This is a genomic window from Agromyces lapidis (assembly GCF_009749405.1).
GTDB classification, from domain to species: Bacteria; Actinomycetota; Actinomycetes; order Actinomycetales; family Microbacteriaceae; genus Agromyces; species Agromyces lapidis.
In genome coordinates, this window is sequence record NZ_WBIQ01000004.1 from 49,650 (window position 1) to 74,473 (window position 24,824).

Annotated in this window: 26 protein-coding genes and 1 pseudogene; 9 read left to right on the top strand and 18 right to left on the bottom strand. The window is 72.0% G+C overall.

Annotated features, from left to right (window positions below; genetic code table 11):
- Window positions 1–71: 71 nt before the first annotated feature.
- Window positions 72–509 (bottom strand): Fur family transcriptional regulator, encoded by a 438-nt coding sequence (locus GQQ93_RS06830; RefSeq protein ID WP_157423489.1) that lies wholly within the window; start codon window positions 507–509, stop codon window positions 72–74.
- 127 nt (window positions 510–636) lie between these two features.
- Between GQQ93_RS06830 and GQQ93_RS06835 the strand changes: the two genes are divergently transcribed.
- Both GQQ93_RS06835 and GQQ93_RS06840 read left to right on the top strand, forming a co-directional pair.
- The gene (locus tag GQQ93_RS06835; RefSeq protein ID WP_157423490.1) at window positions 637–1,335 is read left to right on the top strand and encodes a DUF1345 domain-containing protein; all 699 of its coding nucleotides are present in this window, start codon (window positions 637–639) and stop codon (window positions 1,333–1,335) included.
- Window positions 1,336–1,409: 74 nt separating this feature from the next.
- Window positions 1,410–3,002, top strand: coding sequence for an AMP-binding protein (locus GQQ93_RS06840; protein WP_157423491.1), 1,593 nt, complete (start codon window positions 1,410–1,412; stop codon window positions 3,000–3,002).
- 48 nt (window positions 3,003–3,050) lie between these two features.
- On the opposite strand, the gene GQQ93_RS06845 is transcribed toward GQQ93_RS06840, so the two are convergent.
- Together GQQ93_RS06845 and GQQ93_RS06850 are read right to left on the bottom strand one after the other, a co-directional pair.
- Complete coding sequence (locus tag GQQ93_RS06845; protein WP_157423492.1) at window positions 3,051–3,344, bottom strand: hypothetical protein; 294 nt, start codon at window positions 3,342–3,344, stop codon at window positions 3,051–3,053.
- Window positions 3,345–3,427: 83 nt separating this feature from the next.
- Complete coding sequence (locus GQQ93_RS06850; protein WP_157423493.1) at window positions 3,428–3,961, bottom strand: adenine phosphoribosyltransferase; 534 nt, start codon at window positions 3,959–3,961, stop codon at window positions 3,428–3,430.
- A gap of 119 nt (window positions 3,962–4,080) precedes the next feature.
- Between GQQ93_RS06850 and GQQ93_RS06855 the strand changes: the two genes are divergently transcribed.
- A complete protein-coding gene (locus tag GQQ93_RS06855; protein ID WP_157423494.1) occupies window positions 4,081–4,611 on the top strand; it encodes a DUF3817 domain-containing protein in 531 nt (176 codons plus the stop codon).
- A 61-nt stretch (window positions 4,612–4,672) separates the two neighbouring features.
- Here GQQ93_RS06855 and GQQ93_RS06860 read toward each other — a convergent pair whose 3' ends face one another.
- Window positions 4,673–5,632, bottom strand: coding sequence for an NAD-dependent epimerase/dehydratase family protein (locus GQQ93_RS06860; protein ID WP_157423495.1), 960 nt, complete (start codon window positions 5,630–5,632; stop codon window positions 4,673–4,675).
- Window positions 5,633–5,726: 94 nt separating this feature from the next.
- On the opposite strand from GQQ93_RS06860, the gene GQQ93_RS06865 reads away from it, so the two are divergent.
- Both GQQ93_RS06865 and GQQ93_RS06870 read left to right on the top strand, forming a co-directional pair.
- On the top strand, window positions 5,727–6,632 hold the full coding sequence (locus GQQ93_RS06865) for an RNA polymerase sigma-70 factor (protein ID WP_157423496.1): 906 nt from the start codon (window positions 5,727–5,729) through the stop codon (window positions 6,630–6,632).
- A 22-nt stretch (window positions 6,633–6,654) separates the two neighbouring features.
- Window positions 6,655–7,482 (top strand): shikimate 5-dehydrogenase, encoded by an 828-nt coding sequence (locus tag GQQ93_RS06870; RefSeq protein WP_157423497.1) that lies wholly within the window; start codon window positions 6,655–6,657, stop codon window positions 7,480–7,482.
- 29 nt (window positions 7,483–7,511) lie between these two features.
- Here the strand turns inward: GQQ93_RS06870 and GQQ93_RS06875 are convergent, their stop codons facing one another.
- On the bottom strand, window positions 7,512–8,711 hold the full coding sequence (locus GQQ93_RS06875) for an MFS transporter (RefSeq protein ID WP_157423498.1): 1,200 nt from the start codon (window positions 8,709–8,711) through the stop codon (window positions 7,512–7,514).
- Between the two features lie 256 nt (window positions 8,712–8,967).
- Between GQQ93_RS06875 and purL the strand changes: the two genes are divergently transcribed.
- The 4 genes from purL to GQQ93_RS06895 all read left to right on the top strand — a co-directional run bounded on the left by purL (window position 8,968) and on the right by GQQ93_RS06895 (window position 12,336).
- Window positions 8,968–11,301, top strand: a complete 2,334-nt coding sequence (purL, locus tag GQQ93_RS06880) for a phosphoribosylformylglycinamidine synthase subunit PurL (RefSeq protein ID WP_376862839.1) — start codon at window positions 8,968–8,970, stop codon at window positions 11,299–11,301.
- A 63-nt stretch (window positions 11,302–11,364) separates the two neighbouring features.
- Window positions 11,365–11,877, top strand: coding sequence for an NUDIX domain-containing protein (locus tag GQQ93_RS06885; protein WP_343032744.1), 513 nt, complete (start codon window positions 11,365–11,367; stop codon window positions 11,875–11,877).
- Between the two features lie 13 nt (window positions 11,878–11,890).
- Window positions 11,891–12,160: a hypothetical protein gene (locus GQQ93_RS06890; protein ID WP_157423499.1), complete on the top strand. Its 270-nt coding sequence runs from the start codon at window positions 11,891–11,893 to the stop codon at window positions 12,158–12,160.
- On the top strand, window positions 12,157–12,336 hold the full coding sequence (locus tag GQQ93_RS06895) for a hypothetical protein (protein WP_157423500.1): 180 nt from the start codon (window positions 12,157–12,159) through the stop codon (window positions 12,334–12,336). Before GQQ93_RS06890 ends, GQQ93_RS06895 begins: the two co-directional genes overlap by 4 nt.
- A 60-nt stretch (window positions 12,337–12,396) precedes the next feature.
- On the opposite strand, the pseudogene erm reads toward GQQ93_RS06895, so the two are convergent.
- The 13 genes and pseudogenes from erm to GQQ93_RS06960 all read right to left on the bottom strand — a co-directional run.
- A pseudogene (gene erm, locus GQQ93_RS06900) lies at window positions 12,397–13,182 on the bottom strand (23S ribosomal RNA methyltransferase Erm); the annotation flags it as partial.
- Window positions 13,183–13,376: 194 nt separating this feature from the next.
- Entirely contained in the window at window positions 13,377–13,916 is a 540-nt protein-coding gene (locus tag GQQ93_RS06905; RefSeq protein ID WP_157423502.1) for a hypothetical protein, read from the bottom strand.
- A 102-nt stretch (window positions 13,917–14,018) separates the two neighbouring features.
- Window positions 14,019–15,179, bottom strand: coding sequence for an alcohol dehydrogenase catalytic domain-containing protein (locus GQQ93_RS06910; protein WP_157423503.1), 1,161 nt, complete (start codon window positions 15,177–15,179; stop codon window positions 14,019–14,021).
- An 8-nt stretch (window positions 15,180–15,187) separates the two neighbouring features.
- A complete protein-coding gene (locus GQQ93_RS06915) occupies window positions 15,188–15,958 on the bottom strand; it encodes a phosphonatase-like hydrolase (RefSeq protein ID WP_157423504.1) in 771 nt (256 codons plus the stop codon).
- A gap of 55 nt (window positions 15,959–16,013) precedes the next feature.
- Window positions 16,014–17,147 carry a TIGR03364 family FAD-dependent oxidoreductase gene (locus GQQ93_RS06920; protein ID WP_157423505.1) on the bottom strand — a complete coding sequence of 378 codons (1,134 nt, stop codon included), beginning with the start codon at window positions 17,145–17,147 and terminating at the stop codon, window positions 16,014–16,016.
- Window positions 17,144–18,931 carry a phosphonate ABC transporter, permease protein PhnE gene (gene phnE, locus GQQ93_RS06925; protein WP_157423506.1) on the bottom strand — a complete coding sequence of 596 codons (1,788 nt, stop codon included), beginning with the start codon at window positions 18,929–18,931 and terminating at the stop codon, window positions 17,144–17,146. Before phnE ends, GQQ93_RS06920 begins: the two co-directional genes overlap by 4 nt.
- Complete coding sequence (gene phnC / locus GQQ93_RS06930; protein ID WP_157423507.1) at window positions 18,931–19,830, bottom strand: phosphonate ABC transporter ATP-binding protein; 900 nt, start codon at window positions 19,828–19,830, stop codon at window positions 18,931–18,933. The genes phnE and phnC overlap by 1 nt, the downstream gene beginning before the upstream one ends.
- 50 nt (window positions 19,831–19,880) lie before the next feature.
- On the bottom strand, window positions 19,881–20,807 hold the full coding sequence (locus GQQ93_RS06935; RefSeq protein WP_157423508.1) for a phosphate/phosphite/phosphonate ABC transporter substrate-binding protein: 927 nt from the start codon (window positions 20,805–20,807) through the stop codon (window positions 19,881–19,883).
- A 154-nt stretch (window positions 20,808–20,961) separates the two neighbouring features.
- Window positions 20,962–21,165 carry a hypothetical protein gene (locus tag GQQ93_RS06940; RefSeq protein WP_157423509.1) on the bottom strand — a complete coding sequence of 68 codons (204 nt, stop codon included), beginning with the start codon at window positions 21,163–21,165 and terminating at the stop codon, window positions 20,962–20,964.
- A complete protein-coding gene (locus GQQ93_RS06945; protein ID WP_157423510.1) occupies window positions 21,162–22,100 on the bottom strand; it encodes an SDR family NAD(P)-dependent oxidoreductase in 939 nt (312 codons plus the stop codon). The genes GQQ93_RS06940 and GQQ93_RS06945 overlap by 4 nt, the downstream gene beginning before the upstream one ends.
- The gene (locus GQQ93_RS06950; protein WP_157423511.1) at window positions 22,097–22,432 is read right to left on the bottom strand and encodes a chorismate mutase; all 336 of its coding nucleotides are present in this window, start codon (window positions 22,430–22,432) and stop codon (window positions 22,097–22,099) included. The genes GQQ93_RS06945 and GQQ93_RS06950 overlap by 4 nt, the downstream gene beginning before the upstream one ends.
- A 117-nt stretch (window positions 22,433–22,549) precedes the next feature.
- A complete protein-coding gene (locus tag GQQ93_RS06955; RefSeq protein WP_157423512.1) occupies window positions 22,550–23,872 on the bottom strand; it encodes an FtsX-like permease family protein in 1,323 nt (440 codons plus the stop codon).
- Window positions 23,869–24,633, bottom strand: coding sequence for an ABC transporter ATP-binding protein (locus GQQ93_RS06960; protein WP_157423513.1), 765 nt, complete (start codon window positions 24,631–24,633; stop codon window positions 23,869–23,871). Before GQQ93_RS06960 ends, GQQ93_RS06955 begins: the two co-directional genes overlap by 4 nt.
- Between the last annotated feature and the right edge of the window lie 191 nt (window positions 24,634–24,824).

Consider the following 24,824-nt stretch of genomic DNA (forward strand, 5'->3'; position numbering starts at 1 on the left):
GAGCGCCCCGGGAGGGCGCGCTCGTCTTCCGCCGGGGAGGCCGGCGGAAGCGGTGGGTCGGATGCCGCGGGCTAGGCCGCCGGCACCGATCGGCAGTCGGCGCAGAGGCCCCAGAAAGTGACCTCGGCGGTGTGGATCGAGAAGCCGCCCGCGTCGCTCGGTTCGAGGCAGGGCGGTTCGCCGACGACGCAGTCGACGTCGGCGACGGTGTGGCACTTCGTGCACACGAGATGGTGGTGGTTGTCGCCGATGCGGCTCTCGTAGAGCGCCGGCGACCCCGCGGGTTCGATGCGACGGAGGAGCCCTGCGCCCGAGAGCGCCGCGAGCACCCCGTAGACGGCCTGCAGCGAGGTGGTCGGCAGCTCGCCGCGCACCCGTTCGAAGACGGTCTCGGCGTCGAGGTGGCCGTGACCCGAGAGCACCTCGAGCACGGCGAGCCGCGGCGCGGTCACCTTGAGCCCGGCGGCGCGGATGCGCGCGGCGGGGTCGTGCTCGGTCGCGGTGTGCATGCTTCGACCGTAGCGAGTTGTTTTGAATGACTCAAATCAACGGCGGCGAGTCGGGCGATTCGAACCGACGCTCCCGACAAGTGCTCTGGCATGCTGAGGGCATCGCGGACGCGGGACGGGAGGGACCGTGACGAAGGCAACCACCGACGAGCGCGCGTACGATGCCGGGGCGATCATCGCCGAATCGATCGGACTCGCCGTCCAGTTGTGCCTCGTGGTGCTCGGCGTCTGGTTCATCGTCGACGAGGAGAACGTCGATGCGCTCGTCGCCTGGTGCCTCATCGGCACGACCTACCTCGTCGCCACGATGCTCGTACTCAACCTCGCGGTGCGCCGACCGCACCTGGCCGGGCGACGGCGCACCCGCCGGTTCCTCGCGCATCCCGTGATGCGCACGGTCGCGAGCGTGCTCATGTTCTCGTCGAGCACCGTCGGCGTGGTCGCCGCGATCGAGCTCATCGTGCTGCGCAACGACCCCGACTGGGGCCCGTTCATCGAGCTGTTCGCGGTGTGGGCGATGCTCGTGGCGTGGTGCCTGTTCCACTGGGGATGGGCGCGCATCTACTACTCGCGCCAGCACTCGGCGGCGGGCCGGGCGCCGCTCGAGTTTCCGCGCACCCCCGAGCCCACGCTGATCGACTTCGTGTACTTCGCCTTCACGAACGCCACGAACTTCTCGGTCTCCGACGTCGTCGTCACGACCACCCGCATGCGCTGGAGCGTCGTCTGGCACACGACCCTCAGCTTCTTCTTCAACGCGCTCATCATCGTGCTCGCGATCAACACGATCACCGGCATCCAGGTCGATCCGGCACTGCTCGACTGAGCCGGTCGCCGGGCACTGTCGCCGCGGCCTCCGGCGCGGCATGATGGGTGCACCCGTTGATCGAAGGAGATCGGATGGTTTCGAGCGCCCGGCCCGACGTCGTCATTCCGGATGTCCCCGTGTACGACTACCTCTTCGGCGAGCTGGATGAATCGCGGCTCGACGAGATCGCGATCATCGACGGTTCGAACGGGCAGACGACGACGTACCGGCAGCTCATCGCCCACATCGGGCTCTTCGCGGGTGCGCTCGCGGCGCGCGGCATCGGCGTCGGCGACGTCGTCGGCGTGCTCTGCCCGAACGTGCCCGCCTTCGCGACGGTGTTCCACGGCATCCTCAGGGCGGGCGCGACTGCGACCACGATCAACTCCCTCTACACGCCCGAGGAGATCGCGAACCAGCTCAGCGACGCGGGAGCGCAATGGCTCGTGACGGTCAGCCCGCTGCTGCCGGGCGCGGCCGCCGCGGCGACGCGGCTCGGCATCCCGAACGAGCAGATCATCGTGCTCGACGGCGCCCCGGGGCATCCCTCGCTCGCCGAACTGCTCGGCGAAGGGCGCCTCGCGCCCGAGGTGGGCTTCGACCCGGCCACGCACCTCGCCGTGCTGCCGTACTCCTCGGGCACGACGGGCCGGCCGAAGGGCGTCATGCTCACGCATCGCAACCTCGTCGCGAACGTCGCGCAGTGCCGCGACACGATCGCGCTCGACGACGGCGACCGCGTGCTCGCGGTGCTGCCGTTCTTCCACATCTACGGCATGACGGTGCTGCTCAACTTCGCGCTGCGCCAGCGCGCCGCGCTCGTGACGATGCCGCGGTTCGACCTCACCGAGTTCCTGCGGGTCGTGAGCGAGCACCGTGCGAGCTGGGTGTTCATCGCCCCGCCGATCGCGGTGGCGCTCGCGAAGCATCCCCTCGTCGACCAGTACGACCTGTCGAGCGTGAAGGTCGTGTTCTCGGGGGCGGCGCCGCTCGACGGCGCGCTCGCCGAGCTCGTCGCGAAGCGGCTCGGCTGCATCGTCTGCCAGGGCTACGGCATGACCGAGACGAGCCCCGTGACGCACGCGATCCCCGTCGAGCGCGACGACCTCGACCGTTCGACGATCGGCGTGCTGCTCGCGAACACCGAGGCCCGGCTCGTCGACGAGTCAGGGCAGGATGTCCCTGCGCCCGCGAGCGGCGAGGAGACGAGCGCGCCGGGCGAGCTCCTGATCCGCGGGCCGCAGGTGATGGCGGGCTATCTCAACCGGCCCGACGCGACGGCCGAGATGCTCGACGCAGACGGCTGGCTGCACACGGGCGACGTCGCGACGGTGACGGCCGACGGGGTGTTCCGCATCGTCGACCGCCTGAAGGAGCTCATCAAGTACAAGGGCTACCAGGTCGCGCCGGCCGTGCTCGAGGCCGTGCTGCTCGAACACCCGTCGATCGCCGACGCCGCCGTGATCGGCGTGCTCGACGCCGACGGGCAGGAGGTGCCGAAGGCCTTCGTGGTACTGCAGCAGGGCGCCGCCCTCGACGCCGACGGGGTGATGGCGCACGTCGCCGAGCACGTCGCGCCGCACGAGAAGGTGCGCGTCGTCGAGTTCATCGCGCAGGTGCCGAAGTCGGCCTCGGGCAAGATCCTGCGCAAGGAGCTGCGGGCGCGGGAGTCGGCGCGCGCCTGAGCGCGGCGCGCGCCTGAGCCTCGCTTCCCGAGCCGCCGCGACGGCCGTTCAGCCTGCCCGGTCGGCCCCGGTCTGCGGCACCTCGCCGAGCGCGGTGCCGGCCCGACGACCCCCGAGGTACTGCATGACGATCGCCGCCGCGATGAGCGCGCTGCCGAGCGGGATCGCGAGCTGCTGGACGAGGTTCACCACGACGTTGAGTGCATCGAAGAAGGTCTGGCCGACACCGTCGAGAGCCGGGAACACGGCTGAGATCGCGCTCGGGATGAGCACGAGCAGGAGGGCGCCCCCGCCCGCCAACCCGATCCCCCACCACAACGTTCGCTTCGGCGTCGCATCCATCGGTACCTCCTCGTTCCGGTGAGGCAACCGTACCGACCGCGCCGACGGACCGCACGAGGCGACCGGAGCTCGGGGCGATCGGCTCAGTACTGCAGCAGGCTGTAGGTCTCGAAGGTGTCGGGCAGCGCGGCGCGCCCGCCGAGCCCGTCGAGCTCGATCGCGACCGAGACGCCGGCCACCTTCCAGCCGGCGCGCTCGACGAGACGTGCCGCCGCGCCGACCGTGCCGCCCGTGGCGAGCACGTCGTCGACGACGAGCACCCGGGTGCCGGGCGGCAGTTCGCCCTCGTGCACCTCGAGCGCCGCGGTGCCGTACTCGAGCGCGTACGCCTCGGTGAGCACCGCGCGCGGCAGCTTGCCCGCCTTGCGGATGGGCAGCACCCCGACCCCCGCTGCGACCGAGGCCGCCGCCGCGAGCAGGAAGCCCCGCGCCTCGACGCCCGCGAGCACGTCGAAGCGGCCGGCGAACGGGGCCGTCAGCGCCCCGGCGAGCGCATGGAACGCCTCGCCGTCGGCGAAGACGGGCGTGAGGTCGCGGAAGAGCACCCCGGGCTCGGGGAAGTCGGGAATGACGGCGAGCCGGGACTCGACGAGGGCACGGGTGTCTTGCGCGTTCACCGTGGCAGCCTACTCCGACGGGCGCTGCCCGCCCGGCCCGAGTTCAAACCTTCGACGGATGCCACGCACATCCCGGCTTGAGACGATGGAAGCATCCCGATCTCTGGAGACGCGAGCGCATGACCACCACCCCCACCACGAACTCCCCCGCCGGCACGCCGAGCGGCGCGCCGACCGCGGCGCCCGGCCTGACGCCGAAACGGCTGTTCCGCACCCTCGCCTTCGCCGAGGCGGTCACCTGGACCCTGCTCATCACCGCGATGATCCTGAAGTACGCGGCCGGCATCGAGTGGGCCGTGCTCGTCGGCGGGTCGATCCACGGCTTCGTGTTCCTCTCGTACGCGTTCTCGTCGGTGCTCGTGGGCGTCAACCAGCGTTGGAACGTCGGCCGCATCGCCTTCGCCGTGCTGACCGCGATCGTGCCCTACGCCACGATCCCGTTCGAGCTGTGGCTCATCCGCAAGGGCCACCTCGAGGGCCCGTGGCGGCTCGAGGCGAGCGACCACCCCGCCGACGGCAACTGGGTGAACCGGCTGCTGCGCTTCTTCCTCGCCCGTCCGATCCTGCTCACGGTGCTCGCGGTCGTCGGCATCGCGGCGCTCTTCGCCGTGCTGCTCCTGATCGGCCCTCCCGGGGGTCGCGAGGGCTGAGCCCGGCGCCGCCGAACTGCACGAATCGCCCCGACGCCACCGGCGTCGGGGCGATTCGCGTTCAGGCCGCGCGCGACGCCGAAGACGCGTCGCCGAGACCGCGCCGGAACCCGTCGCGCCAGCTCGCGTACCGCGGGCTCCACCCGAGTTCGGCCTTCGCCTTCGCGTTCGACGAACCGCGCGAGGTGGTCATCATCGCGACGCCGAAGTCGCCGATCATCGGCCGGGCGAGCCAGGCCGGCAACCGTCGCGGCGCCTTGGCGCCGATGAGCCGGGCGAGCTCGGGCAGCCAGACCGAGACCGGAGCCGGCTCGTCGTCGACGATGTTGTAGCGCCCCGCCGTGCCGCGCTCCACCGCGGCGGCGGTCGCGGCCGCGGCATCCTCGATGTGGATGAACGACCAGATGCCGGTGCCGCCGCCCACGATCGGCACGTTGCGCGCGCGGATGCTCTCGAGCAGCTCACCCCCCTCGCCGAGTGACTGGCCGGGGCCGTAGAAGCCGCCGTAGCGCAGGGCGATGCCGCCCGCCTCGACGGCGGCGCGCTCGACGTGCGCGATCCCCGCGAGGGTGGCGCGGCACTCCGCCGCCGGGTTCGGGTCGAGCGGGTCGGCCTCGGTCTTGATCGAGGATCCGGTGTGCTCGTTCGCCCAGCCGGTGAAGCTCTGCACGATGATGCGCCCCGTCCCCGCCTCCTCGGCTGCGGCGATGAGCGCGTCGGTCGTACGGGTGCGCAGCTCGTTCGTGACGGCGAAGCTCTCATCGAAGTGCTTGAAATCGATGCCGCCCGCGAGCGAGGTGAGCTGGTGCACGACGACGTCGGGGGCTGCCTCGAGCACGGCCCGGTGCACGGCCGCGAGATCGCGGCCGTCCATCACGACACCGTGCCCGCCCGCGGCGTCGACCGTTGCGGCCCGTTCCCGGCTGCGCGAGGTGCCGACCACGTCGTGACCGGCCTGCACCAGCATGGGGACGAGTCGCGAACCCAGGGCGCCCGTCGCGCCGGCGATGAAGATCTTCATGAGGAGGTCCTGCCTTTCTCTGCTCTCACCCCCTCCGACGATCGGCCACCCGTTCGCGTGACAGCCCGCCCGACCGTGTGCGACGCTGGGAGGCATGGTCAGCCTCGAGACGGCAGCCCCAGAACTCCGCGGCCTGATGTTCTCGATCGCCTATCGCATGCTCGGCAGCATCGTGGAGGCCGAGGACGTCGTGCAGGAGGCCTTCCTGCGGATGCACCGGCACGACGGTGACGAGCCGATCGCCAACGCCGACGCGTATGCGACGACGGTCACGACCCGGCTCGCGATCGACGCACTGCGTTCGGCCCGCCGCACCCGCGAGGTGTACGTCGGCCCCTGGCTGCCCGAACCGCTCATCGTCGACGACGATGACCCGGCCCGGCGCATCGAGCACGACGAGGAGCTCTCGACCGGCATGCTCGTGCTGCTCGAGCGCCTCGCTCCCCTCGAGCGCGTGGTCTACGTGCTGCGATCGGCGTTCGACGTCGACTACGCCGAGATCGCGCGCATCACCGGCCGCACCGAGGCGGCCTGCCGTCAGCTGATGCGCCGCGCCCGCGAGCGCATGGCCGACGGGCGGCCGCGCTTCGATGTCACGCCCGACGAACGCGATCGACTGATGTCCGGATTCTCGGCGGCGCTCCGAGCCGGTGATGTGCCGGCGCTGGCGGCGACGCTCGCGCCCGACGTGGTGTTCACCGGCGACGGGGGCGGCAAGGCGCCGGCGATCCGCAAGCCGCTCTCGGGGTCGATCGAGGTCGCCCGGTTCCTCATCGGCATCGTGCGCGTCGCCACCGACCTCGGGGTGTCGTTCGAACCGACGCGCGCGAACGGCGAACCCGCCCTGCTCGCGCGCGATGTCGACGGCCGCGTGCTCTCGGTGCTGACGGTGCATCTCGAGGGCGGGGCGGTCGCCGCCGTCACGAACCAGCTCAACCCCGACAAGCTGCACCACCTCGGCGAAGTCGGCGACGCCTTCGCGGTGCTCGCCCGACGCTGAGCCGCGGGGCGAGAATGGACGCATGCCCATCCTCAACAAGGACATGCAGTTCTGCATCTCGCTCGCCGGCCGCCCGTCGAACCTCGGCACGCGGTTCCACAACTTCCTCTACGACGAGCTCGGGCTGAACTTCGCCTACAAGGCGTTCACGACCGACGACATCGAGGGCGCCGTGCGCGGCATCCGGGCGCTCGGGCTGCGCGGATGCTCCGTGTCGATGCCGTTCAAAGAGGCGGTCATCCCGCTCATCGACGTGATCGAGCCCTCGGCGGCGGCGATCGAGTCGGTCAACACGATCGTCAACGACGGCGGTGTGCTGACGGGTTCGAACACCGACTTCGAGGCGATCGCCCAGCTCATCGCCGACAACGAGCTCGACCCCTCGCTCCGGGTGCTCGTGCGCGGATCCGGCGGGATGGCGAAGGCCGTCGTCGCCGCGTTCCGCGACGCCGGCTTCGACGATGTCACCGTGCTCGCACGCAACGCGTCGCTCGGCCCGGCGCTCGCCGAGCAGTACGGCTACGCGTGGATCGCCGACGACCCGGCCCCGGGGTCGGCCGAGCTGATCGTGAACGTGACCCCGCTCGGCATGCAGGGGGCGGATGCCTCGGCACTCGCCTTCTCGGACGAGCACATCGCCGCGGCATCCGTGGTCTTCGACGTGGTCGCGTTCCCCGCCGAGACGCCGCTCATCCTCGCCGCACGCGCCGCGGGCAAGACCGTGATCACGGGCGCCGAGGTGCACGCCCTGCAGGCGGCCCGGCAGTTCGAGCGCTACACCGGCATGTCGATCACGCCCGAGCAGATCGCCCGCGCAGCCGCGTTCTCACGGCTCCCGGCGGTCGAGTAGCGACGAAGGATCGCGTCTCGAGACCCGCGTCAGCGCTGCACGCGGTTGACGAGCGCCGTCCACACGAGCGCCGCGGTCGCGCACGCGAGCAGGCTCACGAACACCCACGGCAGCGCCGCCAGCCCGATCACGCCGTAGAGCGCGGCACCGAGCAGCGCACCGCCGCCGATGCCCGTGTTGAACGCCGTCGTGTAGAACGACGCCGCCGCGTCGCGGATCTTCGCCGACGCCGAGTGCAGCAGTCGGGTGTTGAGCATCGTGGGCAGCGCACCGAACGCCGTGCCGAACAGCAGGAAGCTCGCGATCGACACCACCGGCACCTCGGGGAACGCCGCGAGCCCGGCCGCGCCGAGTCCGGTGGCGACCATCGCGACGACGAGACCGACCGTCGGGCGGCGCCCGAGCACCGCGCCGGCGAGCACGAGCCCCACCGCGCCGGCGATGCCGTAGGCGAGCAGCATGGGGCTGATCGCGCTCGACGGCAGGCCCATGACGTCGGTCATGTAGGGCGCGATGTACGTGTAGAAGGTGTACATGCCGATCATGGTCACGGCCGTGATGAGGCACACGACGATTACCGGCACGAAGGTCGGATCCTTGCGCACGCGGACCGGCGCGGCATCCGCTTCGCCCGCGTGGTGACGCACCGGCGGCAGGAACCGCCAGACCAGCACGGCGCCGACGAGCGTCAGCGCGCCCATGGCGGCGAATGCGAAGCGCCAGCCGAGCGCCTGCCCGAGCGCCGTGCTCAGCGGCACGCCGAGCACGAAGGCGGCTGAGCCGCCCGCGACGGAGATCGAGACGGCGCGGGCGAGCTGCTCCTTCGGCACGAGGTGGCCGGCGTAGGCGCCGACGACCGCCCAGAAGAGCCCGTGCGCGGCACCGCCGAGCACGCGCGTGGCGACCACCGTCGGGTAGTTCGGCGCGATCGCGCTGAGCACGCAGCTCACGGCCAGCAGCACGAGCGTGATGACGATGAGGCGGCGGCGGGCGACCCGGCGGGTGAGCGCCGCGAGCGGCACGGTCAAGACGACCACGGTCGCCGCGAACACGGTGACGAGGAGGCCGATGAGCGGCTCCCCCACGCCGAGCTCGCGGCTCATGTCGGGAAGGAGGCCCGTCGGCAGCATCTCGATCGTGACTGAGAGGAAGACGGCCGAGGCGAGCACGATGAGCCCGAGCCACGGGAACGGCGGCGCGGGGTGCACCGTAGGAATCGACGAGGTCATAGGAGTATCCAGCAGCGGATGGCGTACCCCGCGGGGCGGCGGCGAGCGAGGCTTCGCGAGTGCCGGCGGCGGGTCGACTGCGCGCTGATGTGCGCGCCCAGGGCCGCCGGGGATGCGACGACCGCCAATATTCTATCGGAGCGCGCACGCCGGCATCCGGGCGGCCTGCTCGGGTGAGCACGGCCGGTAGACTGCAGGGGTCAGGCATTCGCCCCGCGGCATCCGCCTCGCCGCCGTCTTCTGGAGCTCGCCACTCGTGACCATCAACACCCCCGCCAACATCGCAGCACCGACGACTGCGGTGCTCGACACCGTCGAGGTCGCGACCGCGACTCCCGAGAAGGAGCAGCCGTACGCCGCCCTGGGCCTGAAGCCCGACGAGTACGAGCGCATCCGCAACATCCTGGGCCGCCGCCCCACGAGCGCCGAGCTCGCGATGTACTCGGTCATGTGGAGCGAGCACTGCTCGTACAAGTCGTCGAAGATCTACCTGAAGCAGTTCGGCAAGAAGGTCACGCCCGACATGAAGAAGCACCTCATGGTCGGCATGGGCGAGAACGCCGGCGTGCTCGACATCGGCGAGGGCTGGGCCGTCACCTTCAAGATCGAGTCGCACAACCACCCCTCGTACATCGAGCCGTTCCAGGGCGCCGCGACCGGCGTCGGCGGCATCGTGCGCGACATCATCTCGATGGGCGCCCGCCCGGTCGCGGTGATGGACGCGCTTCGCTTCGGCGACATCAACCACCCCGACACCGCGCGCGTCGTGCACGGCGTGGTGAGCGGCATCTCGTTCTACGGCAACTGCCTGGGCCTCCCGAACATCGGCGGCGAGACCTGGTTCGACGGGGTCTACCAGGCGAACCCCCTCGTGAACGCGCTCGCCGTCGGCGTGCTGCGGCACGAAGACCTGCACCTCGCCAATGCCAAGGGCGCCGGCAACAAGGTCGTGCTCTTCGGCGCCCGCACGGGCGGCGACGGCATCGGCGGGGCCTCGATCCTCGCATCCGACACCTTCGCCGAGGGCGGCCCGACCAAGCGGCCCGCGGTGCAGGTCGGCGATCCCTTCGCCGAGAAGGTGCTCATCGAGTGCTGCCTCGAGCTGTTCCAGAACGATCTCGTCGAGGGCATCCAAGACCTCGGTGCCGCCGGCATCTCGTGCGCGACCAGCGAGCTCGCCTCCAACGGCGACGGCGGCATGTCGATCGTCCTCGACGACGTGCTCCTGCGCGACCCGACGCTCACCCCTGAGGAGATCCTCATGAGCGAGAGCCAGGAGCGCATGATGGCGATCGTGAAGCCCGAGAAGCTCGAGGGCTTCCTGAAGGTCGTCGAGAAGTGGGACGTCGAGACGAGCGTGCTCGGCGAGGTCACCGACACCGGCCGCCTCTCGATCATGTGGCACGGCCAGGAGATCGTGAACGTCGACCCGCGCACCGTCGCCGTCGACGGCCCGGTCTACGAGCGGCCCGTCGCCTACCCGACCTGGATCGACGCGCTGCAGGCCGACACGGCCGCGAAGCTCGACCGCCCCGCGACCCCCGACGAGATCCGCGAGCAGTTCCTGAAGCTCGTCGGCTCGGCGAACCAGGCGGATGCCGCGTGGGTGACCAACCAGTACGACAACTACGTGCTCGGCAACACCGCGCTCAGCTACCCCGACGACGCCGGCATGGTGCGCGTCGACGAGGAGTCGGGCCTCGGCGTCTCGGTCGCGACCGACGCGAACGGCCGCTACTCGCAGCTCGACCCGCGCCAGGGCGCGAAGCTCGCGCTCGCCGAGGCGTACCGCAACGTGGCCGTGACCGGCGCCGTGCCGATGGGCGTCAGCGACTGCCTGAACTTCGGCTCCCCCGAGAACCCCGAGGTCATGTGGCAATTCTCCGAGACGGTCGAGGGGCTCAGCGACGGATGCCTCGAGCTCGGCATCCCCGTCACCGGCGGCAATGTCAGCTTCTACAACCAGACCGGTGACGTGCCGATCCACCCGACTCCCGTGATCGCCGTGCTCGGCGTGATCGACGACGTCGCCCGCCGCATCCCGAGCGGATGGCAGGACGAGGGCCACAACATCTACCTCCTCGGCGACACCGCGGCCGAGCTCGACGGCTCCGCCTGGGCGGGCGTCGTGCACGGCCACCTCGGCGGTCGCCCGCCGGCTGTCGACCTCGCCGGTGAGAAGACGCTCGCCGAGCTGCTCAACGCAGCGGCGATCGAAGGACTCATCGACTCGGCGCACGACCTCTCCGACGGCGGTCTCGCGATCGCCCTCGCCGAGGCGGTGTCGCGCTTCGGCGTCGGCGCCCGGGTGTTCCTCGGCGAGGTGCTCGCCGAGGCGGAGATCGACCTCGCGACCGCGCTGTTCAGCGAGTCGACGGGTCGCGTCATCGTCACGGTCCCGCGTGAAGACGACGTGAAGTTCCGCGGGCTCTGCGAGGGCCGGGGCTACCCGGTGCGCCGCATCGGCGTGACCGACGCCGCCTCGGGCACCCTCGAGGTGCAGGACGCCTTCACGGTCTCGATCGACGAGCTCCGCACCGTCAACCGCGCCCCGCTCGCCGACGCGTTCGGACCCGTCGTCGGCTACTGACGCGGGCGAGTCGATGAAATCGTTCAGGGGGTCGTTTCCCGTCATCCGCACAAGGCGGAAGCCGTGAGCGTGACGGAAAGTGACCCCGTGAACGAGCAGTACACCGACGCGTACGCTTCGACGCACGGGCGTTTCGCGGTTGTGCCCGCGGCGTATGTGCTGCTGCGCCGCGGCGACGAGGTGCTGCTGCAGCTGCGCCGCGGCACCGGCTACTACGACGAGCACTGGGCGTTCGGCGCGGCCGGCCACGTCGAGGCCGGAGAGTCGCTGCTCGCGGGCGCGGCGCGCGAGGCGGCCGAGGAGCTCGGCGTCGAGGTCGAGGCAGGCGCGCTCGAACTGCTGACGCTCATGCACCGCACCGACGGCAGCGGCCGCCCGATCGAGCAGCGCTTCGACGTGTTCTTCGCGATCGACGACTGGGCGGGCGAGCCGCGCCTCCTCGAGACGCAGAAGGCGGCTGCACTCGAGTGGTTCCCGATCGACGCACTGCCCGAACCCGTCGTGCCCCACGAGCTGCGGGTGCTCGAAGCGATGCGCGACGGGCACCTCGAGCCGGTCACGCTCTTCGGGTTCTGAGCCGGGAGACGACGTGGCCGACGCACTCGGAGTCCCCGGCCTGATCATGGGCGGCGCGATCGCGCTGTTCGCGCTCGCCATCGTGATCGGCATGATCGTGCGTGTGGTGCGAGCGCCCCGCGGGCAGCGGATGCGCGCGGCCTTCGGCCCGCTCGCCGGCGCCGGCGAGACCTACCAGGAGCTGCACACCGGCCAGCGCGGCCTGCAGGACTCGATCATCGAGTCCATCCAGGAGCAGGAGCACGGCGGTCACCCGACGAACGACAGGAAGCGCACGATATGAACGACTTCGCCTTCTACGGCATCCTCCTCGGCGGCGCGATCGCGCTCTTCGCCGTCATCATCCTCATCGGTGCCGTGATCCGCGCGTTCAAGGCCCCGCCCGGCGAGCGCATGCGCGAGGCGTTCCGCCTGCGCCCGCCGGTCGACGACGACGATCGACGCGACTGGCGCCGCTGAGCCCCGCCGCGATGCCGCACGGGGATCACGCCGTGCTCATCGGCGCCGCACCTCCTTCCAGAGCGCGGCCCAGTCCTCGGGGGTGAGCCGCCCGGGCAGGGCGTCACGGGCGAGGCCGCGCTGTGCGAGCCATGACCGCGCCTGCCCCCCGCTCATCGGCCTCGGGGTGCGGGTGAGGATCTGGGCCATGCCGCGCCCGCGCCCGCGGAACACCGCGGCCACGAATCCGCAGTAGCCGCCTCGTTCGGTCACCGGTACGAGGGGCGACGTGCGACGTCGCACGCTGAAGAGCCCGCCGTCGACGGCTGGCACCGGTCGGAAGGCCCGCGCCGGCACCCTCCCGTCGAGCCGGAATTCGAACCAGGGCGCCGACTGCGCGGTGAGCAGGCTCGAGCCGCCGACCCCGCATCGCCGGCGAGCGACCTCCCACTGCGTGAGCAGCACGGCGTCGGTCCAGCCGGGTCGTTCGAGGAGCGAACGCAGGATGGCCGTCGTGAGGTGGAAGGGGACGTTGCCGACGACGACGTGCGGGGCGGCAGGATACCGCCAGCGCAGCACGTCGGCCTGCTCGACCGTGACGCGGGGTCCGAACCGTCGCTGCAGCGATGAGGCGCGCCCGGGGTCGAGTTCGAGTGCCGTGAGCGGTCGGCCGAGGCGGGCGAGCGGCTCGGTGAGCGCCCCGCTGCCGGCGCCGAGCTCGATGATCGGGCCGCTGGTCGATGCGGCGAGCCCGACGAGTCGGTCGATCGCGACGCGATCGACGAGGAAGTTCTGTCCCAGCTCCTGCCGGCCGCCATGACCGGTCGGGAGGGGACGAGGGGTGGACGGGTATTCGCGTGTATGCAAGAGTGTGCTCCGCTGCCGAAGATGGTCGGCCGGGTACGCGAGATCGCACCGCGGCCATGGGTCATGGCCGAGGCGGAGTGACGTGGATGATCGGGTCGCTCCGCCTCAGGCGGTGCGGGGCCGCGCGATCACCATCGTTGCGAATTGACTGCACACGAGCATCGACGGTACCAGAGCCTCGTGCGCAGCCGCCGTCAGCTGCCGCCGGGCGGGTCGACGAGCAGCCCGACGCGGTCGTCGAGATACCGGCCGAGTTCGGCGAGGGCGCCCGGCTGGCCGGGGTTCCAGCGCACGCGCACGACGCCGCCGTCGAGCACGACCGGCCCGGATGCCCCGGCGCGCGCGAGCTCGCCGAGGTCGACCTGGGGCGCATCGAAGTCGACGGTCTCCCCCTCGGCGATGCCGCCCTTCACCGCGGCCGCCTGCCAGGCGCGATGCTCGGCGACGCTCGCGGCGAGCACGCTGCGGCGGGCGGGCCGTTCGGCACGCACGACGTGACCGGTCGCGTACAGCCCGCCGTCGGGGGCGAGCAGCAGCACGCCGAGCCGCCAGACGCGGCCCCGAACCGCCATGCGCGCGGCGCGCGCGATGCCGAGCACGGGCTTCGGCTGCACGAGTTCGGCGAGCACCTCGTCGCGGGCTCGCGCAGCGGCGAGGCGCGAGGCCGCTTCGGCCAGCGAGGCGCGCAACTGCTCGATGGGGTCGTGCGAGACGGGCCCGGTGCCGTCCGTCATCGCGCACCGCCTGGCGGTGCGGGCACGGTCGCGGGAACGCGGGCGGTCATGCCCCCATGTTCCCGCGATCGCCGCCCGAGCGGAAATCCCGGCGCGGCCTGTTCAGTGGTGCGGCCTGCGACCCGGCGCGACCCCCACGCGCACATGCTCGCCCGTCGCCGCCTCGGCGAGGGCGAGGTCGATCTCGTCGAGCGAGTGCGTCGTGCCGACGAGTTCGTCGAGCGGCGTCGACCGCCAGGATCGCTCGAGGAACGCCACCGCACGGACGAGCTGCCCGGGCGTGTAGTTGTGCACTCCCGTCACGGTGACGAGCCGGCGCACGACCGTCTCGGGATCGAGCCGCACCTCGGTGCCGGGCGAGACGCTGCCGACGAGCACCGCGACGCCGCCGACGCCGAGCGCGGCGATCGCGGTGCGCACCGCGGGCGCCGCACCCGAGGCCTCGATCGCGACGAGGAGCTCGGGCCGACCGTTCGCGGCGAGATCGGCGAGCACGGTGTCGAGATGCTCCCCGTCGCCGGGCGTCGCAGCCGGGTCGACCGCTCGCACGCCGAACCGGCGGGCGAGCACCCGCCGCGAGGCATCCGGATCGGAGACGACGACCTCGGCGCCGGCCTCGCGCGCGATCGCGGCGACGCTGAGGCCGATCATGCCGCCGCCGGTGACGAGCAGCGGCGCGCCCGCGAGCGGCACGTGCGCCGCGGCCGCGTCGAGCGCGGCCACCGCCGTCGCCGTCGCGCACGAGGAGGGCGCGGCGACGAGCGCCGGCAGTTCTTCGCTCACGCGCACCACGGCGGTGCCCGCCTTGAGCTGCACGTGCGTGGCGAAGCCGCCCGAGAGCTCCCAGCCGCGATGCACCCGCTCGTGCCCGTACTTCGCGAGCGAGCGGCACTTCTGGCTGAGTCCCCTGCGGCAGCGGTCGCATTCGCCGCAGCTCACCGCCACCGACCAGACCACGCGGTCGCCGAGTTCGAGCAGGCTGCCGTCGGCGCGGACCGCCCCCTCGCCCACGGCGACGACCCGTCCGACCTGCTCGTGCCCGAGCACGAGGGGCGCCGGCGCCGGTCGGTCGCCGCGCACCGTGTGCACGTCCGAGCCGCAGACCGTGGCGAGCTCGACCTCGACGAGCGCCTCCCCCGCCGAGAGGTGCACTCCAGGGGCCGCGAGCGCCTCGTGCGGGCGGCCGGGTTCGTACCAGACCATCGCGACGGGCGACGGCCTGAGGATCAGATCGGGACCGGCGACTCGCACCACGGTGTGCATCACCGCCCCTACTCGCCGTGCAGGCCGAGCAGCGCGGGCAGCTCGGTGATGCTCTCGATGACGGCGTCGGCGCCGGCGGCCTCGAGCGCGTCACGATCGTGCGCGCCGGTCAGCACGCCCACGACGAGACCGGCGCCCGCGGCCACGCCCGACTCGACATCGCTCACGGTGTCGCCGACGACCACCATGGCCTCGACCGCGCTCGTCTCTGTGCGGAGCAGCGCCGTGAGCGGCAGGTCGGGGTACGGGCGACCGCGGCCGGCATCGGCCGGCGAGAGGGCGAGGTCGGCGAGACCGTGCCAGTCGAGCGCGTCGAGGATGGCATCGCGGGTCACGGGCGAGAATCCGGTCGTGAGCACGACGGATGCCCCGGCCTCGCGGAGGCGCTCGATGACGCGTGCCGCACCCGGGATCTCGGCGACGCCCTCGCTCGCCACGAGCTCGGCGTACGCGCCCTCGAACTCGGCGTTCGCCTGCTGCGCCGCGTCTTCATCGCCGTTCGCGAGCACGCGGAAGACCTCGATCTTCGACTGCCCCATGGTCTCGCGCACGTAGTCGAGCGCCTCGGCGAAGTCGTCGCCGCGAGCGATCCCGCTGCGTTCGGCGGCGAGTGCGAACGCCCGCTCGACCACCCCGTCGTCGGCGACCGTGGTGCCGGCCATGTCGAGCACGATGAGCTCGATCTCTCCCTCGTCGTCGACGTCGTCGGGGTCGGCGAGCTCGGCGAGCTCGTCGATCTCGGCCAGTTCGTCTGCGGAGATGTCGGTGTCGATGGTCATGATCGGCCTTTCCGGGAGGTGGTTCGAGGTCGCGTGATGGATCGGGGTGCGGTGGTCAACGGGCGGGTGCGGGCGACGGCGACCCGAGCGCGAGGCCGACGACGTGCTCGGCGAGGCCGAGGCCGCACGTCATGCCGATGCCGGTCGTCGCGGCGGCGAGGTGCACGCCGGGTTCGGGCTGCTCGATGAGGAACTCGTCCGGTCCGCTCGCGTAGACGCCCTGCCACCGTTCGATGACGCGCGGACGCGGAACGCCGAAGAACGAGCCGGTCACCTCGAGCAGTGCCTCGAAGGCGGCCTCGCTCTGGAAGGGCGCGACCGTGGCGCCCCGGTAGTGGGTGTCGCCGACGATGAGCGAGCCGTCGGGCAGCTGGGTGTACATCTGGTTGAGGTCGAGCGCGGCGAGGTCGGGGCGTTCGGCGTGCAGCCGTTCGCGCAGGCGGTGGGCCGACTCGGTGGCCGCGAAGGCGCCGTAGCGCACGAGCGACCACCCGGTGAGCACCGGTGCGGGGAGCGGAGCGGCCAGGCCGGCGTCGACGCGCAGCATGTCGAGCCCGCAGCGCACGATGCCGCGCTCCTCGGCGAGATCGGGGAACAGCAGGTCGAGGTCGTGGTTCACCGCGACGACGATCTCGCCGGCGTCGATCGGGCCGCGGCTCGTCTCGACCCTGCCCGTGCCGACCCGGCCGACCGCCGTGCGGCGGCGGAACTCGACGCCGTCGCGTTCGAGGTACGCGGCGATCGAGGCGAGCGCCTCCCGCGGGTTCGCCTGCAGGTCGCGCGGCAGGAACGCCCCGCCGACCGCCGTGCCCGGTGCGAGCGGGATGCGCGCCGCGGCCTCACGCGCGTCGAGCAGCACCACCTCGTCGTCGCCGCGGAGCGCGGCGAGTTCGGCGAGCACCGCGAGCTCGTCGTCATGCCGCGCCGCGACGAGCGTGCCCGACTCGCGCAGCCCGACGCCCGCGTCGCTGGCGAGCCCGAGCCAGAGCTCGCGAGAGGCGAGCGCGAACTGCCGCGCGACGCCGTGCTGCGGGGTGAAGCAGAGGTGGCCGAAGTTGCGGATCGAGGCGCCGCTCGGTTCGCTTCCGCGCTCGAGCACGATGACCCGCAGGCCCCGCCGGTGCGCGGCGAGCGCGGCGCCGAGGCCGACCACGCCCGAGCCGACGACGGCGACGTCGTAGCCGCTCATCGGAACACCCGCCGCATCCACATCGCGAGGCCCTCGACGACGAGCACCGTCACGAGGATCATGAGCACGATCGCGGTGACGACCTGGTAGTTCGAGCCCTGGCCGGCGTTCAGCAGGTAGTAGCCGATGCCGCCGCCGCCCACGATGCCGAGGATGGTCGCCGCCCGGATGTTCGTGTCGAGCAGGTAGAAGCTGTGCCCGATGAGTGCGCGCATCCCCTGCGGCAGGGTCGCCGAGGCGTAGACCTGCGAGCGGCTCGCACCGGTCGCGCGGAGCGCGCGCTCGGGCCCCGACTTCACCTCTTCGAAGGAGTCGGCGATGAGCTTGCCGGCGAGGCCGATGCCGCCGAAGGCGAGGGCGAGCGTGCCGGCCTGCGCGCCGAGCCCGGTGATGACGATGAGCACGATCGCGAGGATCACCTCGGGGATGCCGCGGATGACGACGAGGAGGAACCGCATCGAGGCCCGCACCGTGCCGTTCGGGGCGACGTTGCGTGCGGCGAGCGAGCCGACGAGCACCGAGACCACGATCGCGAGCAGGGTCGCGGCGAGCGCGATGCCGATCGTCTGCCCCATCGCCCCGAACATCGTCGCGGCGTCGTAGTTGCCGAAGTCCGGCGGCCAGAACTGCACGGCGATGGCGGGCACCTTCGCCCAGAAGGTGATGAGGTCGGCCCACTGGATGTTGCAGATGAGCACGCTGCCGACGACGACCGCCAGCGCGACCCAGCCCCAGACGGTGTTGCGGATGCGCAGCGCGTCCCAGGGACGGCGGAGGGCGGCCTCGAGCGACGTCGCCGGTCGAGCAGCCGACGAAGGAGTCCCCGCCGGTCGAGCAGCCGACGAAGGAGGCGTATCGAGACCACTCGACGAGCCTGAGCGCGAGCGCCGCACCCGCCGGACCAGCCGGTCGCCGAGGCCGCGCCCCGTCGGCGCCACGCCGAGCATGGCCGAGCGCACGACGCTCGAGACGACCTCCATCACGATGCAGAGGGCGAACATGACGAGCGCGATGCCGAGCCCGAGCGAGTAGTTCAGCGACTTGAAGGCGAACGACATCTCCATGCCGAGGCCCACGACGCCGACGTAGCCGAGCACGACCGATCCGCGCAGGTTGATGTCGTTGCGGTGCAGCACCGTCGCGACCCACGAGGGCAGCACCTGCGGCAGGATCCCGCTCGTGAACTCCTGCCACTTCGATCCGCCCGCGGCGCGGATCGCGAGCCTGGGCCCCTCGTCGATCTGCTCGATGGCGTCGGCGAAGAGCTTCGAGATCATGCCGATCGAGTGGATGCCGATGGCGAGGATGCCCGGCAGCGAACCGAGCGAGAACATGAGCACGAAGACCATGGCGAGCACGACGTCGGGGATCGCACGGGTCAGCACCGTGACGAAGCGCCCGAATGCCCGCCAGCCCGGTCCCGGCGTCGTGTTCGACGCGGCGAGGTAGGCGACCGGCACCGAGATCACGGCGGCGAGCAGGGTGCCGCAGAGCACGAGCCCGATCGTGAGTGCGGTCAGGTAGAGCAGCTGCGCCGGCTCGGGGAAGCTGATCGGACCGACCCGGGCGAAGAAGCGCTCGGCGTTGCCCCAGCTCTCGACCATGCTCGGGATCGAGATGCCCGAATCGGCGAGCGCGACGATCGCGGCGGCCACGATCGCCACGAGCGTGAGCGATGCGGCGATCCGCTCGGGCGAGCGGCCGCGCTTCGGCGCGCGCTCGGCGATCGAGCGGGCATCGGATGCCTCGGCGGGCCGCCGTGACGGTGCGACGAGGGTCGACATCAGCGGGTCCGGTTCGGGCCGGCGGCCACGAGCGGCTCGGGCGCGGCGGAGTGCTCGGGCGCCGCGGCATCCGCAGCGCCGAGCTCATCGACGAGTTCGCGTTCGATGGCCTCGAGCTCGGCGGTCGCCGTCGCGACGCGGCCGTAGATCTCCATGACCTCGGCCTTCGAGAGCCCCTCGGCCGGGGTGTCGAGCACGACCTCGCCGTGGCGGAGGCCGACGATGCGGTCGCCCCACGAGAGGGCGAGGTCGACCTGGTGCAGGCTGCAGACGACGGTGAGCCCGGCGTCCATGGCGATCTCGCGGATGAGCGCCATGACCTGCTCGCTCGACTCGGGGTCGAGGGAGGCGACGGGCTCGTCCGCGAGGAGGATCTCGGGGTCCTGCATGAGGGCGCGCGCGATCGCGACGCGTTGCTGCTGCCCGCCCGAGAGGGTGTCGGCGCGCTGGTAGGCGCGGTCGAGGAGGCCGACCCGGTCGAGGTGGCCGAGTGCGGTGAGCTTCAGGCGCTTCGGGTAGCTCCAGAGCCCGAGGCGCGGGCCGCGGAGCTCGGCGAGCGCGCCCGTGAGCACGTTCTCGAGCACGGTGAGCGACGGCACCAGCTCGAACTGCTGGAAGACGAAGCCGATTCGGCTGCGCAGGGCCCGGAGGCGCCGCCCCTGCAGGCGCGGCACCTCCTGGCCGAGCACGCGTACGGACCCGGACGTCGGAGTGTCGAGGCCGTCGAGGTGACGGAGCAGGGTCGACTTGCCCGAGCCCGAGAGGCCGAGCAGCACGACGATCTCCCCCCGCTCGACCCGCAGCGCGGCATCCCGCAGTGCGACCGTCGAGCCGAACTCCTTCGTGAGCCCCTCGACGTCGATGACGACGTCGGGGGCGGCGGGGGTGGTCTCGTTCATCTCAGGCCTCGTGTCCGTTCCGTGGTCCGTGCGCGTTCAGTGCCTGGCGCTCAGCCCTGGCACTGCTCCGCTTCGGTCTTCTCGCAGATGTCGCGGATGGTGTCGTAGTACTCGTCGTCGACCGGCAGCGTCGCGAAGAACACGCTGCGGAAGGCGTCGCTGTCGGCCGACTCGACGCCCGACTCGACGATCTCGTCGACCGTGACCTCGCCGAGGATCTCGGTCAGCTGGGTCTTGAGCTCCTCGGGGAGGGTGTCGGAGACGACGATCGGGGCGCCGGGCACCATGGTCTCGGCGATGACCTCGACCTTGTCGCTCTTGGCGACCTCGCTGTCTTCGGCGAAGCCCGCCTCGCACTCGACGCCCTCGCCGGTCTTCGTGACCGAGACGTCGTGCTTGCCCGCGAACACCGGCGTGACGCCGGTCTTCGGGTCGATGCCCTCGTTCAGCAGGTTGTAGCTCGGGAACAGGTAGCCCGAGGTCGACGACGGGTCGACGAAGCAGACCTTCTTGCCCGCGAACCCGGCGAGGTCGGTGATGTCGCTGCCCTTGGGCACGATCGCCTGCGAGTAGTAGCCGGGCTCCTGGCCCTCTTCGGTGATGATCGAGGAGATCGGGGTGATCGCGGCGCCGTTGTTCGTCGCGGTCACGTAGGTGAAGCCCGAGAAGCTCGCGACGTCGATCTTGCCCGCGACCGCGGCCTCGATGAGTGCGGCGTAGTCGGTCGACTCGTGGTACTCGACCGTCTTGCCGGTCTCGGCGGCGATGTAGTCCATCAGCGGCTGGTAGTTCGTCTCGGTGTCGACCGAGTCGGGCACGACGCCGAAGACGAGCGTGTTCTCGTCGACCGCGAACTTCGCGCCCGAGTCGCCCGCCGCGGAGTCGTCGGCCGTCGAGGGCGACGCGCAGGCTGCGAGGCCGACGGCGAGCATGGCGGCCGCGGCGAGCGCGGGCCAGGTCTTGGTGCTGAGCTTCATCGGAAACCTTTCGTGACCGCTGCGCCCGGTGCAGGCGCATGCTGTGTGTTCCGATGGCTCAACGTAGGGAGCGGTCGCCAACGCCCGGCTGCTGGCCGGTTACCGGCAGGTGAACCCCGCACGGCGCGTCCGCGCAGGAGGAGTCGGGCTCGGCTCAGCTGCGGATGCGGCCCGGCCCCATCGCTGCGCCGAGGCCGACGACGATGATGCCCGCGAAGAGCCACCCGTAGCGACCCGAGACGACGCCGATCACCGCGAGCACGATGCCGACCACGACCACGCTGCGCGAGAGGATGCGGCGCACCCTCGGCCGTGCGAAGAACCGCGGGCGCGTGCGATCGGCGCCGTCCCCGCTCATGCGCCGACGGTGAACGTCGCGCCGGTCGCCGCTTCGGCGAACGCCCAGAACCGGGCCCCGATCGCGGGGTCCGTCGAGGTGCGCGTGGGCGTCTGCAGGGTCGGGTCGCCCTTCGTCGTCCACCGCGGGCCCCAGAACTGGCCGCCGTGCGCCTCTGGCGCGGTGAGGGCGTGCAGGGTGATCTCGGCGCCGCGGTGCTTGCCCTGCGCCCACGCCGCCTGCAGCGCATCGGCGAAGCGGCTGCCCGCGCTCGGCTCGTTGACGCCGGGCACTCGGGGGGTGCGACCGCTGATCGAGTAGCCGGGGTGCGCCACGAGGCTCGACACGCTGCTGCCGGCCGCCCGCAGCCGCCGGTCGAGCTCGAAGGCGAACACCTGCGTCGCGATCTTCGATTGGGCGTAGGCGCGCCAGAAGTCGTAGCCGCGCTCGAGCTGCAGCTCGTCGACGCGGAACGTCGACAGCCGGCTCGAGAGCGAGCCGAGCGCGACGACGCGGGCACCCGGCGCGAGGTGCGGCAGCAGCCCGGCGAGCAGTGCGAAATGTCCGAGCACGTTGGTCGCGAGCACGAGTTCGTTGCCGTCGGGCGATTCGAGACGCTCCCCCGGTGTGTGCACCATGCCCGCATTGGTCACGACGCCGTCGAACGCCGGCCGATGCCGCAGGCGAGCGGCTCCCGCGCGCACCGAGTCGAGCGAGGCCTGGTCTATCACGATCGGTTCGATGGATGCCTCGGGGCGCGCGCCCCGGATCGCGGCCATCGCGGCTTCGAGCCGCTCGGGGCTGCGCCCGCTGAGCACGACGTGCGCACCGGCGGCTGCGAGCCGGGCGGCGGTGAAGAAGCCGAGCCCGGCGTTCGCCCCCGTGACGAGGTACCGCTTGCCCGCCTGCGGGGGCAGCTCGAGCGGGTACCAGCCCCGGCGGGCGACCCGGCTCACAGCTCGCCGGCGGTGCCGCCGCCGTTGGCGAGCTCTTCGTGGTGCTGGATCACCTCGGCGACGACGAAGTTGAACCACTTCTCGGCGAAGGCGGGGTCGAGGTGCGCGTCGACGGCGAGCGCCCGCAGCCGGGCGATCTGGCGCTGCTCCCGGCCCGGATCGCTCGGGGGCAGGCCATGCTTCGCCTTCAGGCGGCCGACCTGCTGCGTGAACTTGAACCGTTCGGCGAGCAGGTGGATGAGCGCCGCGTCGATGTTGTCGATGCTCGAGCGGATGCCGAGCAGTTCGCTCATCGCGGCGTCCCGGTCGTCGAAGTCGGGCGCGTTGGTCATGGTTCGAGCGTACCCGCGCGTCCGGCCTGCTGCTTCTGCAGGAAATCGGTCGTCATGGTCGGCTGACAGCGCGTCTCGCGTCAATTCTCCTGCAGAAGCAGCTGGGGTCAGGAGGGGTCAGGAGGTGACGGACGCCGCCCGGTCGAGCATCGGCTTGGTGGCGAGCAGGCCGAGCCAGACGACCCCGATCCCCCCGGCGAGCACGGCCGCGATGACCGCGAGCGAGAGCGGCGCGACGATGATCGTGATCCCGGTGAGCGGCAGCATCACGACGGCCGCCGTCACGGCCGAACCGATCGCGGTGATGCGCAGGGGCGACATGACCGCACGGCGGCGCGCGGCCTCCATCGTCGGCGTCGGCATGCCGAGCATGCCGAGCGAGCGGGAGATCTCGGCGCGGTCGAGGATGCCGGCGGCCTGATTCACGCCGACCGAGCAGGCGACCATGAGGAACGAGCCGACGACGGTGATGAGGATGCCGGTGCGGATGTCGGTGAACAGAAGCATCGACTCGGTGTCGGCGGCCTCGCCGAACGAGCCGAGCAGCGCGATGCCGGTGCCCGCGAACACGGCCATGAAACTCGTCATGGCGACGCCCGAGACCTGCCGCCAGGCCGCCTTCGGCGATTCGAGCACGGTGCGCGCGGCGAGGAGGCGCTGGGACGTCTTGGCTCGGCGCGCCTGCGACTGCGCGACGAGGCGGATCACCCACGGTCCGATGAGGTTCAGCACGGCGATCGTGCCGCCCAAGGCCAATCCGAGCATCGCGAAGACGACCATCATCGAGCCCGCCACCTGCAGTGCGCTCATCATGAGGAACGCCACCGCGATGACCGCGAGGCCCACGACGATGCGCACCCAGTGCAGCTTCGGGGCATCCTGCTTCGTGCGCACGCCGAGCGGGGAGATGACGACCTGGCGGAGTCCGAGCACCGCGCTCGCGGCGGCGAGCAGCGCGACGCCGATGACCACGCCGGCGAGCGCGGGCAGTCCGAGCAGCACGCCGTCGATGCCGAGCGGTTCACCACGGAACGGGATGAGCGCGATGAGCGGCACGAGCAGGAAGTAGAGCACGACCCCGGCGAGCGCACCGACGACGGCGAGCACGACCGACTCCAGCACGGCGAGCGTCGACACCGCAGCGGGCGTCGCACCGAGCAGCCGCAGCGTCGCGAGCCGGTCGTCGCGGCGACGGGCGGAGAGCCGCGCCGCGGCGCCGCCGAGCGAGGCGAGCGGCACCACGAGGAGCACGAGGGCGATGACCGCGAGCGCCTGGTAGGTCACGCCCATGTCGTCGCTCCAGCCCCAGAATGACTGGGCACCGCCGAGCACGGTGAGCAGCAGCGCCGTGACGATGGCGAAGGCCGTGACCGGCAGCGCGAGCGGCGCGAAACCGCCCGTTCCCGGGCGGGCGAGGAGCCACGCGACGCGGGCGATCACGCGCCGGCCTCCGCGCTCGCGGGAGCGGTCGCCGCCGGGGCCGCCGTCGCGCCCGCACCCGCGCCCGCACGCGCCGGCACCCGCTCGCCGACGATGCGCCCGTCGCGCATATCGACGATGCGTGAGCAGCGCCCCGCGACGTCGGCGTCGTGCGTGACGACGACGAGCGTGCGGCCCTGTCCGGTGGTCGAGTCGAGCAGCGCCCGCATCACCTCGGCAGAGGTGGCCGAGTCGAGCGCGCCGGTGGGCTCGTCGGCGAACACGACGGCCGCCCCGGTGACCTGGGCCCGCGCGATGGCGACGCGCTGCGCCTGACCGCCCGAGAGCTGGCCGATGCGGCGGTCCTCCATGCCGGCGAGCCCCAGGGCGGCGAGCCAGCCGCGACCGTACTCCTCGGCCCGGGCGCGGGGCATCCCGTTCAGCATGAGCGCGAGGGCGACGTTCTCGACGGCGGTGAGCTCGGGGATCAGCAGGCCCTGCTGGAACACGAAGCCGAACGCCTCGCGACGCAGGCGCGAGCGTTCGCGTTCGCCGAGCCCGGTGACCTCGACGCGCCCGGCGCCCGACTGGAACGACACCGAGCCCGCGTCGGGGCGCACGATGCCGGCGAGGCAGTGCAGCAGCGTCGTCTTGCCCGAGCCCGAGGCTCCCATGATGGCGAGCGACTCGCCGGTGCGGACGCGGAGGTCGACGCCCGCGAGGGCGTGCGTCTGGCCGAAGGACTTGACGAGGCCGGATGCCTCGAGCACGAAGGAACTCATAGTCCGAGCCTGCCGGGGCGGGCAGGTCGCGCGCGTCGGGCGGCAGCATGATCCGGCGGCTCAGCCGTCATCCTCCCGGATGATCCGGATCATCCGCGGCGACGGGAGCGGCGGGGGGGCCCCCCCCCCCCCCCCCGGGGGCCCCCCCCCCCGGGGGGGGCGGGGGGCGCCCCCCCCGCCGGGGGGGGGGC

Excerpts from the sequence above, each read along its gene's own strand:
- GQQ93_RS06830 (WP_157423489.1), bottom strand. The coding sequence starts at position 509 with ATGCACACCGCGACCGAGCACGACCCCGCCGCGCGCATCCGCGCCGCC.
- GQQ93_RS06840 (WP_157423491.1), top strand. The coding sequence starts at position 1,410 with ATGGTTTCGAGCGCCCGGCCCGACGTCGTCATTCCGGATGTCCCCGTG.
- GQQ93_RS06845 (WP_157423492.1), bottom strand. The coding sequence starts at position 3,344 with ATGGATGCGACGCCGAAGCGAACGTTGTGGTGGGGGATCGGGTTGGCG.
- GQQ93_RS06855 (WP_157423494.1), top strand. The coding sequence starts at position 4,081 with ATGACCACCACCCCCACCACGAACTCCCCCGCCGGCACGCCGAGCGGC.
- GQQ93_RS06860 (WP_157423495.1), bottom strand. The coding sequence starts at position 5,632 with ATGAAGATCTTCATCGCCGGCGCGACGGGCGCCCTGGGTTCGCGACTC.
- GQQ93_RS06865 (WP_157423496.1), top strand. The coding sequence starts at position 5,727 with ATGGTCAGCCTCGAGACGGCAGCCCCAGAACTCCGCGGCCTGATGTTC.
- GQQ93_RS06870 (WP_157423497.1), top strand. The coding sequence starts at position 6,655 with ATGCCCATCCTCAACAAGGACATGCAGTTCTGCATCTCGCTCGCCGGC.
- GQQ93_RS06875 (WP_157423498.1), bottom strand. The coding sequence starts at position 8,711 with ATGACCTCGTCGATTCCTACGGTGCACCCCGCGCCGCCGTTCCCGTGG.
- GQQ93_RS06895 (WP_157423500.1), top strand. The coding sequence starts at position 12,157 with ATGAACGACTTCGCCTTCTACGGCATCCTCCTCGGCGGCGCGATCGCG.
- GQQ93_RS06905 (WP_157423502.1), bottom strand. The coding sequence starts at position 13,916 with ATGACGGACGGCACCGGGCCCGTCTCGCACGACCCCATCGAGCAGTTG.
- GQQ93_RS06910 (WP_157423503.1), bottom strand. The coding sequence starts at position 15,179 with ATGCACACCGTGGTGCGAGTCGCCGGTCCCGATCTGATCCTCAGGCCG.
- GQQ93_RS06915 (WP_157423504.1), bottom strand. The coding sequence starts at position 15,958 with ATGACCATCGACACCGACATCTCCGCAGACGAACTGGCCGAGATCGAC.
- GQQ93_RS06920 (WP_157423505.1), bottom strand. The coding sequence starts at position 17,147 with ATGAGCGGCTACGACGTCGCCGTCGTCGGCTCGGGCGTGGTCGGCCTC.
- phnE (WP_157423506.1), bottom strand. The coding sequence starts at position 18,931 with ATGTCGACCCTCGTCGCACCGTCACGGCGGCCCGCCGAGGCATCCGAT.
- phnC (WP_157423507.1), bottom strand. The coding sequence starts at position 19,830 with ATGAACGAGACCACCCCCGCCGCCCCCGACGTCGTCATCGACGTCGAG.
- GQQ93_RS06935 (WP_157423508.1), bottom strand. The coding sequence starts at position 20,807 with ATGAAGCTCAGCACCAAGACCTGGCCCGCGCTCGCCGCGGCCGCCATG.
- GQQ93_RS06940 (WP_157423509.1), bottom strand. The coding sequence starts at position 21,165 with ATGAGCGGGGACGGCGCCGATCGCACGCGCCCGCGGTTCTTCGCACGG.
- GQQ93_RS06950 (WP_157423511.1), bottom strand. The coding sequence starts at position 22,432 with ATGACCAACGCGCCCGACTTCGACGACCGGGACGCCGCGATGAGCGAA.
- GQQ93_RS06960 (WP_157423513.1), bottom strand. The coding sequence starts at position 24,633 with ATGAGTTCCTTCGTGCTCGAGGCATCCGGCCTCGTCAAGTCCTTCGGC.